Source organism: Alcanivorax sediminis, assembly GCF_009601165.1.
Taxonomy (GTDB): domain Bacteria; phylum Pseudomonadota; class Gammaproteobacteria; order Pseudomonadales; family Alcanivoracaceae; genus Alcanivorax; species Alcanivorax sediminis.
In genome coordinates this window covers 3,057,945-3,073,186 of record NZ_WIRE01000001.1, presented here as the reverse complement: position 1 = coordinate 3,073,186, position 15,242 = coordinate 3,057,945, and the positions used below count along the sequence as shown (strand labels likewise).

General features: G+C 51.2%; 15 protein-coding genes. 13 read left to right on the top strand and 2 right to left on the bottom strand.

Annotated elements, in window-relative coordinates; genetic code table 11:
* The first annotated feature begins 18 nt into the window (after nucleotides 1-18).
* The 7 genes from cysC (at nucleotide 19) to galE (ending at nucleotide 7,505) form a co-directional block, all read left to right on the top strand.
* The gene (gene cysC / locus GFN93_RS14035) at nucleotides 19-639 is read left to right on the top strand and encodes an adenylyl-sulfate kinase (protein WP_153501648.1); all 621 of its coding nucleotides are present in this window, start codon (nucleotides 19-21) and stop codon (nucleotides 637-639) included.
* A gap of 160 nt (nucleotides 640-799) precedes the next feature.
* Nucleotides 800-1,177, top strand: coding sequence for a VanZ family protein (locus GFN93_RS14030; protein ID WP_153501647.1), 378 nt, complete (start codon nucleotides 800-802; stop codon nucleotides 1,175-1,177).
* On the top strand, nucleotides 1,170-2,048 hold the full coding sequence (gene galU / locus GFN93_RS14025; RefSeq protein ID WP_153501646.1) for a UTP--glucose-1-phosphate uridylyltransferase GalU: 879 nt from the start codon (nucleotides 1,170-1,172) through the stop codon (nucleotides 2,046-2,048). Before GFN93_RS14030 ends, galU begins: the two co-directional genes overlap by 8 nt.
* Nucleotides 2,048-3,325, top strand: coding sequence for a UDP-glucose dehydrogenase family protein (locus GFN93_RS14020; RefSeq protein ID WP_153501645.1), 1,278 nt, complete (start codon nucleotides 2,048-2,050; stop codon nucleotides 3,323-3,325). Before galU ends, GFN93_RS14020 begins: the two co-directional genes overlap by 1 nt.
* Nucleotides 3,326-3,327: 2 nt before the next feature.
* Complete coding sequence (gene pgi / locus GFN93_RS14015) at nucleotides 3,328-4,980, top strand: glucose-6-phosphate isomerase (protein ID WP_153501644.1); 1,653 nt, start codon at nucleotides 3,328-3,330, stop codon at nucleotides 4,978-4,980.
* A gap of 108 nt (nucleotides 4,981-5,088) precedes the next feature.
* On the top strand, nucleotides 5,089-6,468 hold the full coding sequence (locus GFN93_RS14010) for a phosphomannomutase/phosphoglucomutase (protein ID WP_153501643.1): 1,380 nt from the start codon (nucleotides 5,089-5,091) through the stop codon (nucleotides 6,466-6,468).
* A 17-nt stretch (nucleotides 6,469-6,485) separates the two neighbouring features.
* The gene (gene galE, locus GFN93_RS14005; protein WP_153501642.1) at nucleotides 6,486-7,505 is read left to right on the top strand and encodes a UDP-glucose 4-epimerase GalE; all 1,020 of its coding nucleotides are present in this window, start codon (nucleotides 6,486-6,488) and stop codon (nucleotides 7,503-7,505) included.
* A gap of 12 nt (nucleotides 7,506-7,517) precedes the next feature.
* On the opposite strand, the gene GFN93_RS14000 is transcribed toward galE, so the two are convergent.
* Nucleotides 7,518-8,795 (bottom strand): sugar transferase, encoded by a 1,278-nt coding sequence (locus tag GFN93_RS14000; protein ID WP_153501641.1) that lies wholly within the window; start codon nucleotides 8,793-8,795, stop codon nucleotides 7,518-7,520.
* Nucleotides 8,796-8,873: 78 nt separating this feature from the next.
* Nucleotides 8,874-9,860 carry a glycosyltransferase gene (locus GFN93_RS13995; RefSeq protein ID WP_153501640.1) on the bottom strand — a complete coding sequence of 329 codons (987 nt, stop codon included), beginning with the start codon at nucleotides 9,858-9,860 and terminating at the stop codon, nucleotides 8,874-8,876.
* 173 nt (nucleotides 9,861-10,033) lie between these two features.
* On the opposite strand from GFN93_RS13995, the gene rfbB reads away from it, so the two are divergent.
* From rfbB to GFN93_RS13965, 6 genes are read left to right on the top strand one after another with little or no spacing between them, the layout of a single operon-like run.
* On the top strand, nucleotides 10,034-11,095 hold the full coding sequence (gene rfbB, locus GFN93_RS13990) for a dTDP-glucose 4,6-dehydratase (protein ID WP_153501639.1): 1,062 nt from the start codon (nucleotides 10,034-10,036) through the stop codon (nucleotides 11,093-11,095).
* Nucleotides 11,092-11,961 (top strand): glucose-1-phosphate thymidylyltransferase RfbA, encoded by an 870-nt coding sequence (gene rfbA, locus GFN93_RS13985; protein ID WP_153501638.1) that lies wholly within the window; start codon nucleotides 11,092-11,094, stop codon nucleotides 11,959-11,961. The genes rfbB and rfbA overlap by 4 nt, the downstream gene beginning before the upstream one ends.
* Nucleotides 11,961-12,362: a sugar 3,4-ketoisomerase gene (locus GFN93_RS13980; RefSeq protein ID WP_153501637.1), complete on the top strand. Its 402-nt coding sequence runs from the start codon at nucleotides 11,961-11,963 to the stop codon at nucleotides 12,360-12,362. The genes rfbA and GFN93_RS13980 overlap by 1 nt, the downstream gene beginning before the upstream one ends.
* Nucleotides 12,355-12,819: an acyltransferase gene (locus GFN93_RS13975; RefSeq protein ID WP_153501636.1), complete on the top strand. Its 465-nt coding sequence runs from the start codon at nucleotides 12,355-12,357 to the stop codon at nucleotides 12,817-12,819. The genes GFN93_RS13980 and GFN93_RS13975 overlap by 8 nt, the downstream gene beginning before the upstream one ends.
* Nucleotides 12,816-13,931: a DegT/DnrJ/EryC1/StrS family aminotransferase gene (locus tag GFN93_RS13970; protein ID WP_153501635.1), complete on the top strand. Its 1,116-nt coding sequence runs from the start codon at nucleotides 12,816-12,818 to the stop codon at nucleotides 13,929-13,931. Before GFN93_RS13975 ends, GFN93_RS13970 begins: the two co-directional genes overlap by 4 nt.
* Before the next feature lie 3 nt (nucleotides 13,932-13,934).
* A complete protein-coding gene (locus tag GFN93_RS13965; protein WP_153501634.1) occupies nucleotides 13,935-15,236 on the top strand; it encodes a flippase in 1,302 nt (433 codons plus the stop codon).
* The last annotated feature ends 6 nt before the right edge of the window (nucleotides 15,237-15,242 follow it).

Here is a 15,242-nt window from a genome sequence, read left to right as displayed (position 1 = left end):
GAACTGAAGGAATTACGCATGTCTGACAAGTCTCCGTACCAGGAAAAAGCCAACGAATCCAAAGCCCACGTCGTGTGGCACGAGTCCAACATTTCCAAGGCGGACCGCGCCAAGGTCAAAGATCAGAAGCCCAAGTGTATCTGGCTGACGGGTCTGTCCGGTTCTGGTAAATCCACTCTGGCCAATGCTCTGGAAGTGGCGCTGACTGAGCAGGGTAAGCATACGTACCTGTTGGATGGCGATAATGTTCGTCATGGCCTGAACAAGAACCTGGGCATGAGCGACGAGGATCGTACCGAGAATATTCGTCGTGTGTCCGAAGTGGCGAAGCTGATGGTGGATGCCGGTCTGATCGTGGTCACCGCCTTCATTAGCCCGTTCCGCGCTGACCGCGATGCCGCCCGCGCGCTGTTTGAAGACGGCGAGTTTGTGGAAGTGTTTGTGGATGCGCCACTGGAAGAGTGCGAGAAGCGTGATCCCAAAGGCCTGTATCAGAAGGCTCGCCAGGGCATCATCAAGGAGTTCACCGGTATCGACAGCCCCTATGAGGCGCCTGATAAGCCGGAAGTGGTGATCAACACCGCCGAGAACGATATCGAAGCCTGTGTGAAGCAGCTGATCGCCGCTATTGTTGATTAAGCCTCAAAAGGCCTGTCTCAGTAGATAAAGAGCCACCTTTTAGGTGGCTCTTGTCGTTTTAGAAGCTCCTCCTTAGGAGGGTATACTACCGGCTCCCAGTGAAGACACTCCGAGGTGTGTAAAGTTGAATAGTCGACCTCCGTCAAGACGTTGCGAGTCAATGAGCGTATGGATTCGACGACAACTGCTGCTAGCGCAGTTCCTGCTCGTCTCTCTTGTTTTCATTGTAGGGGCGTTGCTCCCTGGGCCGTTTCGTGAGCATGTAAGGGACGTTATGATGCTCTCTAGGGTTGATGGCTATGCTCACCTGTTTTTCATTGGTTTGATGTCTTTCCTTTTGGCCCGAATGGGACTGCGCTGGTATCTTACACTTTTGTTGATGCTGGCTTTCGGCGCCATGATCGAAGTGGTTCAGATCTGGGTCCCTGGTAGATCTCCATCCTGGCAGGATTTTTTTGATGACGGAATCGGTGCGTTAATTGGCATTTTTATTGCGCTTCTGATTCCCGGAACCAGTCGAAGAGTTGTAAATGGTTAGAAAAGCGGTTTTACCGGTGGCGGGTTTCGGTTCGAGAATGTTGCCGGCGTCCAAGTCGATTCCGAAGGAGATGCTGCCTATCGTTGATCGCCCCGCCATTGAGTACGTGGTGAAAGAGGCGGTGCGGGCCGGGATCAAGGAAATCATCCTGGTGTCTCATTCTGCGAAAACGGCGATCGAGGATTACTTCGATACCCAATTTGAGCTTGAGCAGCAGTTGGCTGAGAAAGGCAAGAATGACTTGTTGGCCGAGGTACAGAATATCCTGCCCGCCGATGTCAGCGTGATTTCGGTGCGTCAGCATCGTGCGCTGGGGCTTGGCCATGCGGTGGCGTGTGCGGCGCCAGTCGTCGGCAACGAGCCCTTTGCTGTATTGCTGCCAGATGTGCTGGTGGACTGCGAAGGCATGGCTGAGGATTTGACCATGATGGTCGAGAACTATCTGAGCAGTGGCGCAGCCCAGATCATGGTCGAGGAAGTCCCCGCAGAACGCGTGGACCAGTATGGCATTGTCGCTTTGCAGGGGACGGTGCCTGCACCTGGGCAGTCGGCAGCGATGACGGCAGTTGTCGAGAAACCGGCCGTGGAGGAAGCGCCTTCTCGTCTGTCTGTGGTCGGGCGATACGTTCTGCCTGGTGAGATCATGGAAATCCTGGCCAGGACGGCCCCTGGCGCGGGCAACGAAATTCAGCTCACCGATGCCATTGCCACTTTGCTTGAACATGCACCTGTAGAGGCCTATGCCATGCAGGGTCGTACTTTTGACTGCGGGAACAAGGCTGGGTATCTCCAGGCAATTTTCCATTTTGCAGCGCGGCATCCCGAGCTGGGTGAACAGGTGCGGGCGATGATGGCGGCGGAGCTGGGGTAATGCAGATAACGGTTTATGGCGACACACTTTGCGCTCAGGTGACGGCAACTGCCATGGCACAGACCGGGCATCAGGTGCACTGGTGTGTGGTGGAGCCGGCCTCCCGTGACCGTCTTAAGGATGGTACCCCATTGTTTCGGGAGCAAGGGCTGGACCGGCTGTGTGTTGACCAGCTAAAAAGCGGTCGCCTGACGACTGGCTTCTGGGATGATGCACCGCTCACCACTCCCGATGCCGTTTTTCTGGCCTTGCTGCCGGGGCAGGAGGCCGTAGCGGAGCAGCTTGTTGCCAGGCTGGCTGCCTCAACAGGCTGTGGTGTCATCGTAAACCAGACCGTTGGCCCGGTGGGAAAGGCGGAGCAGTTGCGCGCCATCGCCAAACAAGTCGACCCCCGCTCTGCCCTGGTCGCGCTGCCAGATCTGATTCAGGAAGGGAATGCGTTTCAGACGTTTACCCGCCCGGACAGCATTCTGCTGGGGTGTGAGGAAGGGGAGGGTGAAGCGCTGGTGCGGGAGCTGCTGCGCCCGTTCAATCGCCGCAAGGATGTGATTCAGGTGATGAGCCTGCGCGAGGCTGAGTTCTCGAAGCTGGCAATCAGTGGCATTCTGGCTACGCGGATCAGTTACATGAACGACATGGCCAGTTTGTCTGAATCCCTGGGTGTCGACATTGATGTGGTGCGAGTTGCCATGGGTGCAGATCCTCGCATTGGCGAATCGTATCTCTATCCTGGCTGTGGCTTTGGTGGCCCCGGCCTCAGCCGAAACGTTTTGGCACTGGTGGAAGCCCTGAATGAGCGAGCGGCTGAGCCAGGCCTGCTCGAGCAAGTCCTGCAAACCAATGAGCGTCAGAAGGAAGTACTGTTTCGCAAGTTCTGGCAGTTCAATCAAGGGAATGTGGCTGGCAAGAAAGTGGCACTCTGGGGAGTGGCATTTAAACCAGGCACGCACCGTGTGGATAACGCGCCAGCACTCAAAGTGATTGAAGCCCTGTGGGCTCAGGGGGTGGCTGTGGCAGCCCATGATCCCAAAGCCCTGGCGGACCTTGAAGCCTGGGCCGATGGGCGAGGTGAGTTGACTCTCTGCGATGACCCTTATGACGCGGCTGAGGGTGCTGATGCCTTGATGCTGATTACGGAGTGGAAACCTTACTGGAGCCCCGATTGGCAGCGACTTAAACGGGCCATGCGCGAGCCCCTGATCCTGGATGGCAGAAACATTTATGAGCCGACCTTTGTCAGGGAGCAGGGGCTGGTGTATAGAGGGATTGGGCGTTAATCATGGTTCCGGAACAGGACTTTCTCACTATCAGTACGATCTGGTCACAGCTGGCACAACGTGCCGAGCAAGATAAATCCCTTCACCTGGCAGACTTGTTTGCGGCGGATAAGACCCGTTTTGATAGGTTCAGCCTGGAGTGCTCGGGGTTGTTGGCTGACTTTAGCAAGCAAAGACTTACTGATGAAGGCTGCGATTTGCTGGTGAAACTTGCGGATGAGCGCAATTTGGCAAGCTGGATAAATGCCTTGTTCAGTGGTGAAGTGGTGAACTCCACCGAGGACCGCTCGGCAAAGCATTGGTTTTTGCGAGAGCCTGCGGATAAAGCCCCATTGGTTCATGAGCAACTTGGCTCTATGGCCGCTATGGTGAACCGTATCCTTCATGGGCACTGGCGTGGTGTGCTGGGCGATGCCATAACGGATGTGGTGAATGTGGGGGTGGGAGGCTCTGACCTCGGGCCTCTGATGGCTGCTTTTGCGCTTCAGTCGAGCCTGCCTCCGGAGGGTTTAACCCGGCCTCGTGTTCATTTTGCATCCTCCATGGACGGCAGCCAGGTGTCTCAGGTGCTGCAGGAGCTCAATCCAAGGACGACCCTGTTTCTGGTGTCCTCCAAATCCTTTACTACCGTAGACACCCTGCACAATGCCAATACCGCTCGCCGATGGCTGGCGCGTGGTCTGGGGTTGAGTCCGGATGACGATTCCCTGTTGCGGTGCCATTTTATCGGTATTTCAGCCAGCCCTGAGCGAATGACAGACTGGGGCATTGTGTCCGAGAACCAGCTGCTGTTCTGGGACTGGGTGGGTGGCCGTTACTCACTGTGGTCCGCCATTGGCATGCCTATCGCACTGACGGTGGGTATGGAGGGGTTCCGAGAGATGCTGGCGGGTGCTCATGAGATGGATCAGCACTGCCGCTCTCAGCCCTGGGAGCAGAATATTCCGGTAATGCTGGCACTGGTGGACGTGTGGAATATCAACTTTCTTGATATCCGGGCCCGGGCGGTATTGCCTTACGATGGTCGGCTGAAACACTTGCCCGCTTATCTGGAACAGTTGGAGATGGAATCCAATGGCAAGAGTGTTTCCCGCGCTGGTGACCCTGTCGATTATGACACTTGCCCTGTGATCTGGGGGGAAGTCGGACCCAACGCCCAGCACGCGTTCTTCCAGCTGCTGCATCAGGGTACCCAGGCTATTGCCTGTGAGTTTCTGATGACGGCGAGGCGCTATACAGAAGACGTCCACTCAGAGTCCCTTGCTGAGCTTGAAGGTCAACATGCGCTTTCCAATGCCAACTGCCTGGCCCAGTCCCGGCTTCTGGCGCTGGGGGAGAGGGCGCTGGACCCTTCTCTGGCGCTGCCTTCTTACAAGCGATATCACGGTAATCAACCCAGCACCACGCTGGTGCTGGACGAACTCTCCCCGCGAGTGCTGGGCTCCTTGTTAGCAATGTATGAGCACAAGGTGTTTGTCCAGGCCGTGATTTGGGGAATCAATCCCTTTGATCAGTGGGGGGTGGAGATGGGCAAGGTCATTGCCACTGATATGCTGGAGGTGCTCACAGATCCGGATTCCGCCGCTGGCCTGGATTCCTCCTCGATGGCGCTGGCGCAACATATCGCAAACAAGCAGGGGAAACGCTGCGGCTAGAGGCTAGCCCGGTTCGTTTGGCCATGCCCCCAACTGGCCCAGCTGCAGCGTTTCGATTCACATATCATCGCCGACCAAGACCATGGCAAACATCAGGACTGATTCACTATGATTCCTCCCGTTCCCGCCTCCATTTTTCGAGCTTATGACATCCGCGGTATTTATGGCGAAACGCTTTCTGATGAGATTGCTTGGCAGATTGGACGTGCCATCGGCTCCGAGGTTCTTGCGCAGGGGCAACAGACCATTGCCGTTGCCCGCGACGGCAGGCTCTCTGGTCCCGCGCTGGTCAAGGCGTTGAGCGACGGTATCCGTGCCACCGGCTGCAATGTGGTGGATGTGGGCATGGTGCCGACGCCGGCGCTGTACTTTGCGACGTATCATCTTGATGGCCTGAACTCAGGCGTCATGCTGACGGGGAGCCATAACCCCGGAAATTACAACGGCTTCAAGATTGTCATTAATGGCACCACCCTGTCCGGTGACCGGATCCTGGCATTGCGTCAGCGCATCGTTGAGGGTGATCTTGCGGAAGCTGAAGCGCCGGGGGGGCGTGAAGAGTGCGATGTGCTTCAGCCCTATCTGGATGCCTTCTTGAAAGTGCATTCTCTGGCTCGACCCATGAAGGTTGTTGTGGATTGTGGCAACGGCATTGCGGGTGCTCAGGCTCCGGAGGCACTCAAGGCACTGGGTTGTGACGTTGTGCCGCTCTTCAGTGACGTGGATGGCACTTTCCCGAACCATCATCCGGATCCGGGTGACATGAATAATCTTGTGGACCTGATTGCCTGTGTAAAAGAAGAGCAGGCGGATCTGGGGCTGGCCTTTGACGGCGACGGTGACCGTGTTGGTGTTGTGACCCCGTCGGGAGAGGTGGTGTTTCCCGATATCCTGCTGATGGCGTTAGCGGAAGATATGGTGAGCCGTAACCCGGGCGCGAAAGTCATTTTTGATGTGAAGTGTACAGGGGCTTTGTTCGATGTGATTCGTGCTGCGGGCGGCGAGCCGGAGATGTGGCAGACCGGTCACTCGCTGATCAAGGCTCGGATGAAGGAAACCGGGGCGCTTCTGGCGGGAGAAATGAGCGGACACATCTTCTTTGCAGAGGACTGGTATGGTTTTGATGACGCTCTGGTGGCTTCTGCCCGGATTCTCGGGATCATCAGTCGCTCAGAGGGTGACGCGGATGCCTTTTTTGCGCGCTATCCGGTGTTGTGTACTACGCCTGAAATCAATATCGATGTCACTGAAGAAAACAAGTTCGCCATTGTGAATTACCTGCAAACTCAAGCCGAGTTTGGTGAAGGAGAGCGTCGTACCATCGATGGCATTCGTATGGATTATGCGGATGGCTGGGGCTTGTGTCGGGCCTCCAATACTTCTCCCAAACTGGTGCTTCGGTTCGAGGCAGATACTTCTGAGGCTCTCGCACGTATCCGTGATCTATTCTCGGCGAATGTTAAGAAAGCAATGGACGCTGTTGGTTAACAAAGAAGGGTAGCTGAATGAAGTCCGTATTGGTTACAGGTGGTGCAGGTTACATAGGTTCCCACACCGTACTGCGATTACTGGAAGAAGGTGTATCTGTCATTGTGCTTGATAACCTTTCGAACAGTACTCCAGAGGCGCTACATCGAGTTGAGGCTCTTACGGGGAAATCTGTGCGCCTCGTGCAAGGCGATATCCGGGATCGTGAACTTCTGGATCGGATTTTTACTGAACATCACATAGAATCCGTCATCCATTTTGCGGGGCTGAAGGCAGTGGGAGAATCGGTAGCGAAACCGTTGCAATACTACGATTGCAATGTGGTTGGCTCCCTTCGTTTGCTGGAGGCGATGAGCCGCGCAGGTGTGAAGAATTTGGTGTTTAGCTCATCCGCGACTGTATATGGCGATCCCGAGAGTGTGCCAATACGTGAAGATTTTCCGCTTGGCTCGACCAACCCTTATGGGGCGACGAAGCTGCATGTTGAAGACATGTTAAGAGATGTGCATGTTTCCGATCCTGAATGGAATATCGCTCTGTTGCGTTATTTTAACCCCGTAGGAGCTCATGAGAGTGGGCAGATTGGTGAGGACCCCACTGGCACGCCTAACAATCTAATGCCTTATATTGCCCAAGTAGCGGTGGGTAAACGCGAAAAGCTGAGTGTCTTCGGTGGTGACTATCCTACTGCCGACGGGACGGGGGTGCGTGATTATATTCATGTGATGGATCTGGCGCAGGGACACTTGGCCGCACTGGATGCATTACAGCGCGATGAAGGTCTGTTGACGGTCAACTTAGGGACTGGCCGCGGTTATTCTGTCTTGGAGATGATTGAGGCGTTTGTCGCAGCTTCTGGGCGGGATGTGCCTTATAGCATCACTGATCGACGCTCAGGTGACGTGGCGGCTTGTTATGCTGATCCCGCTCATGCGGAGGCAGTTCTGGGGTGGTGTGCAGAGAAGGGAATTGATGAAATGTGTCGTGACCACTGGCGATGGCAGGAAGCAAATCCCAGTGGTTACGCGACAGAATAATGGCGGTGCCGTCTATCTGGCGCCAAAGCCAGTCAAGACGGTACGGATGGTCTTTAGAATGATCAGCATGTCCATGGAAAACGAGAGATGCTTGATGTAGTAAAAGTCATGCATCAGCTTCTCCTGCGTTTCTTCGAGTTCACAAGCGTAACCTTGCTGCACTTGTGCCCAGCCCGTGATGCCGGGTTTGATCATATGGCGATAGCTGTAAAGAGGTAGCGCTTTTTCAAACTCCTCGACAAACCCCGGCTGTTCTGGGCGGGGGCCCACCAGACTCATGTTGCCCATAAGCACGTTCAATAGTTGAGGAAGCTCATCAATTCGGGTTTTACGGATGAGTGCCCCAACACGTGTAATTCTGTGTGTTTCTTCATTGGCAAAGCGATGTTCGGTGGTATCTGTAGGGGCCATTGAGCGAAACTTGTAGATCCTGAATGGCTTGTTCCCTTTGCCAATACGCATTTGGGTAAATAGCGCCGGGCCAGGGGAATCGATACGGATAATAAACGCCATCAGCAGGCAGAAAGGCGCAATGATCGGGGCAGCCAGGAGTACAGCGAAAATGTCTATTGCTCTTTTCAACAATCCGTAGAGGGGAGAGTATTGTAGATCATTGATGTCATTGACGGTCAGCGAGTTGAGGTCAACCTTGCCACGAATAAGTTCTGATATGTGAAGCGCATCAATGACTGGGATTCCCTGGATGTTGGCGTGACTTATGAAGCGCACCCACTCATCACTCAGAGTCTCCTTGAGGTCAACAATGATTCCGTCGAATCTACTGTCCTCAAATGAGGTGCTCGTCAGTGCTCGCCATTCAACATTCTTATGGGCTGGCAAGGTAGCAGGATCACAGCCGGGAACCACAGCAAACTTGTGGCGGCGGAAGCGTTGTGAAAAGCCGTAAGCCACAAACCTCAAAGTGAAGAAAAGTGACAGCCCTATAAAGAGCGAGGTTCTCGCGTATTCCGTGCGGGTGATGACCAGAAGCGCCAGAGTGATCCCGATAACCACAACGGTGAGCCCGAGTGTGTAGGTTGGCGAGCGCCCTCCGGGGAACTTTGAGATCTGAAACGTCAGGAGGCTGTTGGTAATGTACATGGCTGCCAGAATCAGCAGCGTTGACGTTTGAGCCGAGTCTTGAGGGAGCCCCTGGTAGCTAATCAACTGCGTAGCACAAAGGAGGGTCACTAGACCGATCAAATGGCCGGTAAAATTGTTCAGCAGTATCTTCTCGTACCACTTGTTGTATCTGGAGGGAGGGGCGAGAAGCAGGGTCTGTCGTTCCATAGGGAGAATTCTTTGGGGATTCGGCTATCAATTTGAAAAGAGCAGTATACCAGACATCTGGTGACGTGCCTGCGTTTGCTATTGCTGCTGCCTTTCGAGTTCGGACAGCCAATCAGCAATGCCACTTCGCTTAATGCAGCGAGTCCACTCATGTTCTGAAACGTCCGGAATCTGAAATGGAAAGCCTGCGAGGGTATCAGCGGTGAGATTCCTCAGCTCAGTGCCGGTGTCGTCGATGTACATAAATCGGGCTGAGTGGTTGTGCTCAAAGGATCTGGTCCAGCTGTGTTGGTTTGTGATTACCGGAAGCCCAAGCGCACAGTATTCCAGGGTTTTGGTTGAATCCTGCAAGTGAAAAGGGTGGTGATTTGGAGTCAGACTGAGCCCATATCGGGCTCGCCTAATGACCGGGGGCAGCTCATCGTGATTCACTCTCCCAGTGAAGGTGATGTTGCCGGCATCCCGGTGTTCTTCGTAGATGCTCTGTTCTGGCTCCCCGATCATCAAGACGCGGAGAGAGGATGCGCGCAAATTAGCAAGAAGTCGGTCAATCCCTCTGTTGGGGGAAATCGTGCCGCAGTAAACGAGGTCGTAATCTGTTGATATGGCTTGGGTTTTGCCTGCTTCGAGAAAGAGATTGCTGATGCCCATCGGTCGGATGAATGCCGGAATAATGTCGTTGAAGCCCAGCGCTGTCTGAACAGAGGTGTTAAGGAATACCCTGGCTGTCGGTTTGCGGTTTATACTGCGTTTCAGCAGGTCTTTGATTTTCGGAAGCGGTGGAATCGACAGTGAACCGTATTCATGGATGTTAAATCTGGCCTGTGGTTTCGTAAACCAAGGGTCCGTCCCCATAAAGTGCCACGCAACATCAGTATCAATCGCCATACCGGGCGCCAATTGCTTACACTCTATCCCCTCAATTGATGAAAAAAAGCGCATATACGCATCTGCCTCAGGCAGATAGACGCCTTCTGGTCGAATCAGTGATATACCCAACATCAATTGAAGCCTGCCCAGATCTGTGATCAGAACGCGAGAGTTTACGTCTTGCTCATCAGCCATGCCACGGATCGCGGAAAAATTTGGCAAACAATAGAAAATTGAGCTTCGGGGTGAAACACATCCTGCGTTGTCATGTAGAATCGACCCTTTTGCAGCTATGCCATAGTCGTGCCAGTCACCCTACTGGCGATTATTTGTTAAGCTATTGATTTATAAGTTTTTTGGCGGTTTAAATGAAGGTACTAGTCACCGGCGGTGCCGGCTTTATCGGTTCAGCAGTCATCAGACACCTTATCAACGAAACAGAGGTGCAGGTTGTCAATGTGGACAAGCTGACCTATGCAGGGAACCTTGAGTCGCTGGATTCGGTTGCTCAAGATGACAGATATCGTTTTGAGAAGGTCGATATCTGCGATTCTGCGTCTTTGGAGCGGGTATTTGAACTGCATCGGCCCACCGTTGTAATGCATCTGGCAGCGGAGAGTCATGTAGACCGCTCTATTGACGGACCTTCGGATTTTATCCAGACCAATATCGTGGGAACCTATACTTTGCTTGAGGTAGCCAGAAAATACTATCTTTCGTTAAGTCAGCATGAGAAAGCCTGTTTCCGTTTGCATCATGTCTCGACGGATGAGGTATACGGTGACCTTGAGTTTGAAGGGGATTTCTTTACCGAAAACACGCCTTATGCTCCAAGCTCCCCCTATTCAGCGAGTAAGGCAAGTTCCGATCATCTTGTTCGAGCCTGGTATCGTACTTTTGGACTGCCGGTAGTGGTAACAAATTGCTCCAATAATTACGGTCCATATCATTTTCCAGAAAAGCTTGTCCCATTGATGATTTTGAATGCACTGGAAGGTAAGGCGCTGCCAGTCTATGGGGACGGAACACAGGTTCGCGATTGGTTATATGTTGAAGATCATGCCAGGGCGTTATATGAGGTGCTGACATGTGGTGAGATTGGTGAGACATACAACATTGGTGGAAATAACGAAAAGCAAAATATCGATGTTGTTAAAAAAATCTGTGAGCTGTTGTCTGAGCTAAGGCCTGAGGCTGCACCTGAACAGGGGTATGAATCACTCATTCAGTATGTATCAGACCGCCCTGGGCACGATCATCGATATGCGATTGATGCCAGCAAGATCCAGCAGTCACTGGGATGGTTTCCCGTCGAGTCCTTTGAATCTGGCCTGAGAAAAACTGTTGAATGGTATTTAAATAATCATGAATGGTGCTCTCACGTTCAGGATGGCAGCTATCAAAGAGAACGATTAGGAGAAAAAGCATGAAGGGGATAATTCTTGCTGGTGGAAGTGGTACACGCCTTTACCCAGTCACCAAGGGCACATCTAAGCAACTTTTGCCGATCTATGATAAGCCGATGGTTTATTACCCCTTATCTGTTCTCATGCTGGCAGGGATTCGGGAGATCCTTTTGATTAGCACACCGAAGGATATTGAGGGTTACCGCCGTGTATTGGGCGATGGCAGTGACTTTGGTGTAATGCTTAAGTACGCAGAGCAACCTAGCCCTGATGGTTTGGCTCAAGCTTTTATTATTGGTGAGTCTTTTATTGGTGATGATTCAGTATGCCTTGTTTTGGGCGATAACATCTTCCATGGGCAGGGTTTAACACCAAAGTTGAGAGATGCTGCCGGTCGTGCTTCAGGCGCGACAGTGTTTGGTTATCAGGTAAAAGACCCTGAACGCTTTGGTGTAGTTGAGTTTGATGCTGACAATCGGGCGATCTCGATTGAAGAAAAGCCTGAGAATCCTAAGTCGAATTTCGCAGTAACGGGACTTTACTTTTACGATAACGATGTTGTGGGTATCGCAAAAACGGTTAAACCTTCTGATCGTGGTGAACTGGAAATTACTTGTGTTAACCGAGCCTATCTTGAGCGTGGAGATCTAAATGTAGAGCAGTTGGGAAGAGGCTTTGCGTGGCTGGATACCGGGACGCATGAAAGCCTTCTCGAAGCTGCTCAGTTTGTTGAAACGATCGAAAAGCGACAGGGCTATAAAATTGCCTGCTTAGAAGAAATTGGTTACAGGAATGGCTGGCTTACAAAAGAGCAGATTCTCAAGGCGGGAAAAGCTCTGAGCAAGAATAGTTATGGACAATACCTGATTGATTTGGTCGAGAAGCAATAATGAGTTTAGCCAGGTGGCATGACTTGCCCTACTTGGGGGATGGCAGGGGAGGGTTGGTAGCTGTCGAGGGGCTGAGCGATGTGCCATTCGAGATTCGGCGGGTCTATTATATTTTTGATACTGAGCGTGGTGTTTCCCGTGGGTTTCATGCTCACAAAGAGTTAAAGCAACTCATGGTTTGTGTTTCAGGCCGGTGTGAGATTTCGCTTGATGATGGCAAGGTAAAGGAAAACGTTACGCTTGATTCGCCTAAACGAGGCATCATCGTAGAAAGTATGATGTGGCGAGAGATGCATAATTTCAGTGAAAACTGTGTGTTACTGGTTATGGCAAGTGATCCTTATGATGAAAGTGATTACATTCGGGATTATCGCGAATTCCTGGAGGCCACAAATGTCTAGTATTCACCCTTTGGCAGACGTTAAGAGTCAACACATCGGTGATGGTACGCGGGTATGGCAGTTCAGTGTAATTTTTGAAGGCGCAATGATTGGCAAGAACTGCAATATTTGCGCTCATACTTTGATCGAATCGAATGTCGTTGTTGGTGATAACGTTACGGTGAAATCAGGTGTTTACCTTTGGGATGGTGTGCGCATTGAGGATGACGTGTTTATCGGGCCGAACGCCACTTTTACCAATGACTTGTATCCAAGATCCAAGGTCTACCCTGAAAAATTCATAGGGTGCCTTATCAAGAAGGGGGCAAGTGTTGGCGCGAATGCCACTATCTTGCCGGGTATTGTAATTGGTGAGCGAGCAGTAATCGGTGCCGGGGCAGTGGTAACGAAAGATGTACCTGCCGACGTGATCGTTACCGGCAACCCTGCAGTTGTAATAAGGCATGTTGATAAATGATACCTTTTCTTGATCTTAAAAAAGTTAATCAGCAGTACAGGAGTGAGTTGATAGAGGCGTGTACTCGAGTAATTGACTCTGGCTGGTACATAAAAGGCAGGGAGGTTGAAGCCTTCGAAAGTGCCTTTTCAGAATACTGCGGAGTTAAACACTGCGTGGGCGTGGCCAATGGGCTTGATGCGTTGACATTGGTTTTGCGGGCCTGGAAAGAGCAGGGCAAGCTTGTAGACGGTGATGAAGTCATCGTTTCCGCTAACACTTACATTGCCAGCATTCTTGCGATTACTGAGAATAACTTGATTCCCGTTTTGGTTGAGCCGGACCCCCAAACCTTCAATGTTTCGGTAGATGAAATAGCAAAGTCCTTAACACAAAAAACCAGGGTGATTATGCCTGTTCACCTGTATGGGCGAATGGTGGATATGCCATCGATAATGGCTCTGGCAAATAAGCATGACCTATTGGTTATTGAGGATGCGGCCCAGGCGCATGGTGCGTCTATTAATGGGGTTAAGGCTGGAGCATGGGGTCATGCGGCTGGGTTCAGCTTTTACCCTGGCAAAAACCTAGGAGCCTTGGGTGACGCGGGTGCCGTAACAACTAACGATTCAGAGCTAGCGAAATTGGTCGCCACGCTCGGTAATTATGGCAGTTTGAAAAAATATGTGAATGACTACGTAGGCGTTAATAGTAGGCTTGATGAAATTCAGGCTGCTATTTTAAGTGTGAAACTAAAGTATCTGGATTCTGAAATTGAAACTCGTCGCACTGTTGCTTCCTTATACTGCTCTTCTATTGAAAACGAGCTGCTTGTATTACCGTACGAAGACTCTGAGAGTGTCCTTGGGGATAAAAGCCATGTTTGGCATTTGTTTGTTGTAAAGAGTGAAAAAAGAGACGATCTGGCTCGTTACATGAGGGATGGAGGGGTTTCTACACTAATCCATTACCCTATCCCACCACACAAACAGCAGGCTTTTTCAACCATGAATGCTATCTGCTACCCTGTTACTGAAGCTATCCACTCTCAGGTTCTGAGTCTGCCAACAGGTCCAGTTTCAGAGGCAGACGAGCTTGACCGTGTGATTGATCTTTGCAATAGCTTCAAGTGAATCATGAATATTAGCTCCTCAGGCAGCCTGATAGGCGCATTCAAGCGTTATGCTTCGAACTCCATGTGGATGGTGTCTGAGCAAATATTGAGGCTTGTTTCCGGGGTTGTTGTAGGGATCTATGTCGCAAGATATTTGGGGCCCGAGCGGTTTGGCTTACTAAGTTATGTATTGGCAATTTCCGCTTTTCTGATAGCGATTGCACGCATGGGCATGGATGCGCTTATCATTAGAGAGGCCATCAAACATCCTGAGGAACGACATCGTATCGTTTCTACTGCTTTCTGGATGATGCAGGTGGCTGCTGCAGGGATATATGCCTTGATGGTTTTATCTTTAGTGTTTATTGATGAGACCGATGAAATAAAAGTCTTTTTTTTGATCGCATGCTCTGTTGTTTTTTTAACTCCTTTTCTATCGGTTGATTACTATTATCAGTCGCAAGTTAAATCAAGGTTCTCGGTTGCGTGTAAGATCTTTACATTGGTTGTGACCTCTATCGCTAAAGTAACGATGGTACTAGTGGAGGCTGATCTTGTCTGGTTTGTTGCTGTCATAGTAGCCGAGCAAATTATCCTTTCTCTGCTATTTCTGTTTGTTTATCGCGCGACGGAAAGGAAGCTGCTTTTTTCCAGCCCGGTGTTGGATTTTGTACGCCCTCTTCTTAAAGGGGCATGGCCAATGATAATGACGTCGGTCGCTGTTCTGGTGTATATGCGAATTGACCAGGTGATGATCAGAGCGTTGCTGGGTGATGATGAACTGGGAATCTATTCCGCAGCTGTAAGGATCTATGACGCGTGGGTGGTCTTTCCGTACATCATAACGGTTTCATTGCTGCCGTACATGGCAAACCTGAAGAAGGGTGATCATGACGTTTATGTCAAACGAATGACGCAGATATTCTCAGCAGTTATTTGGGTCGGGGTTATTGCTTTCACAGGTTCCCTTATTGTTTCAGATTTGGCCTTTCCATTAATGTTTGGTGCATCATTTAGTGAATCATCCTCTGTCTTTAAAATAATGATGGCTTCTTCTGTTTTTGTATCGATAGGGTCCGTTTCTGCGCGATATTTCGCTGTTGAACACATGGAAAAGAAAATCGCATTTAGAACGCTTGTTGCTGCAGTAATAAATGTGGCGATGAATGCGGTGCTGATCCCCAGGTATGGGATTGCTGGAGCGGCGTATTCAACTCTATGCTGTACTTTTGTGGCAAATTATCTTTTTGACTGGGTTGATCCAGAACTAAAAGAATTGCTTGGTATGAAAAACCAAGCCGTTCTTTCAAACCCTTTTAAGTGAGCAAAT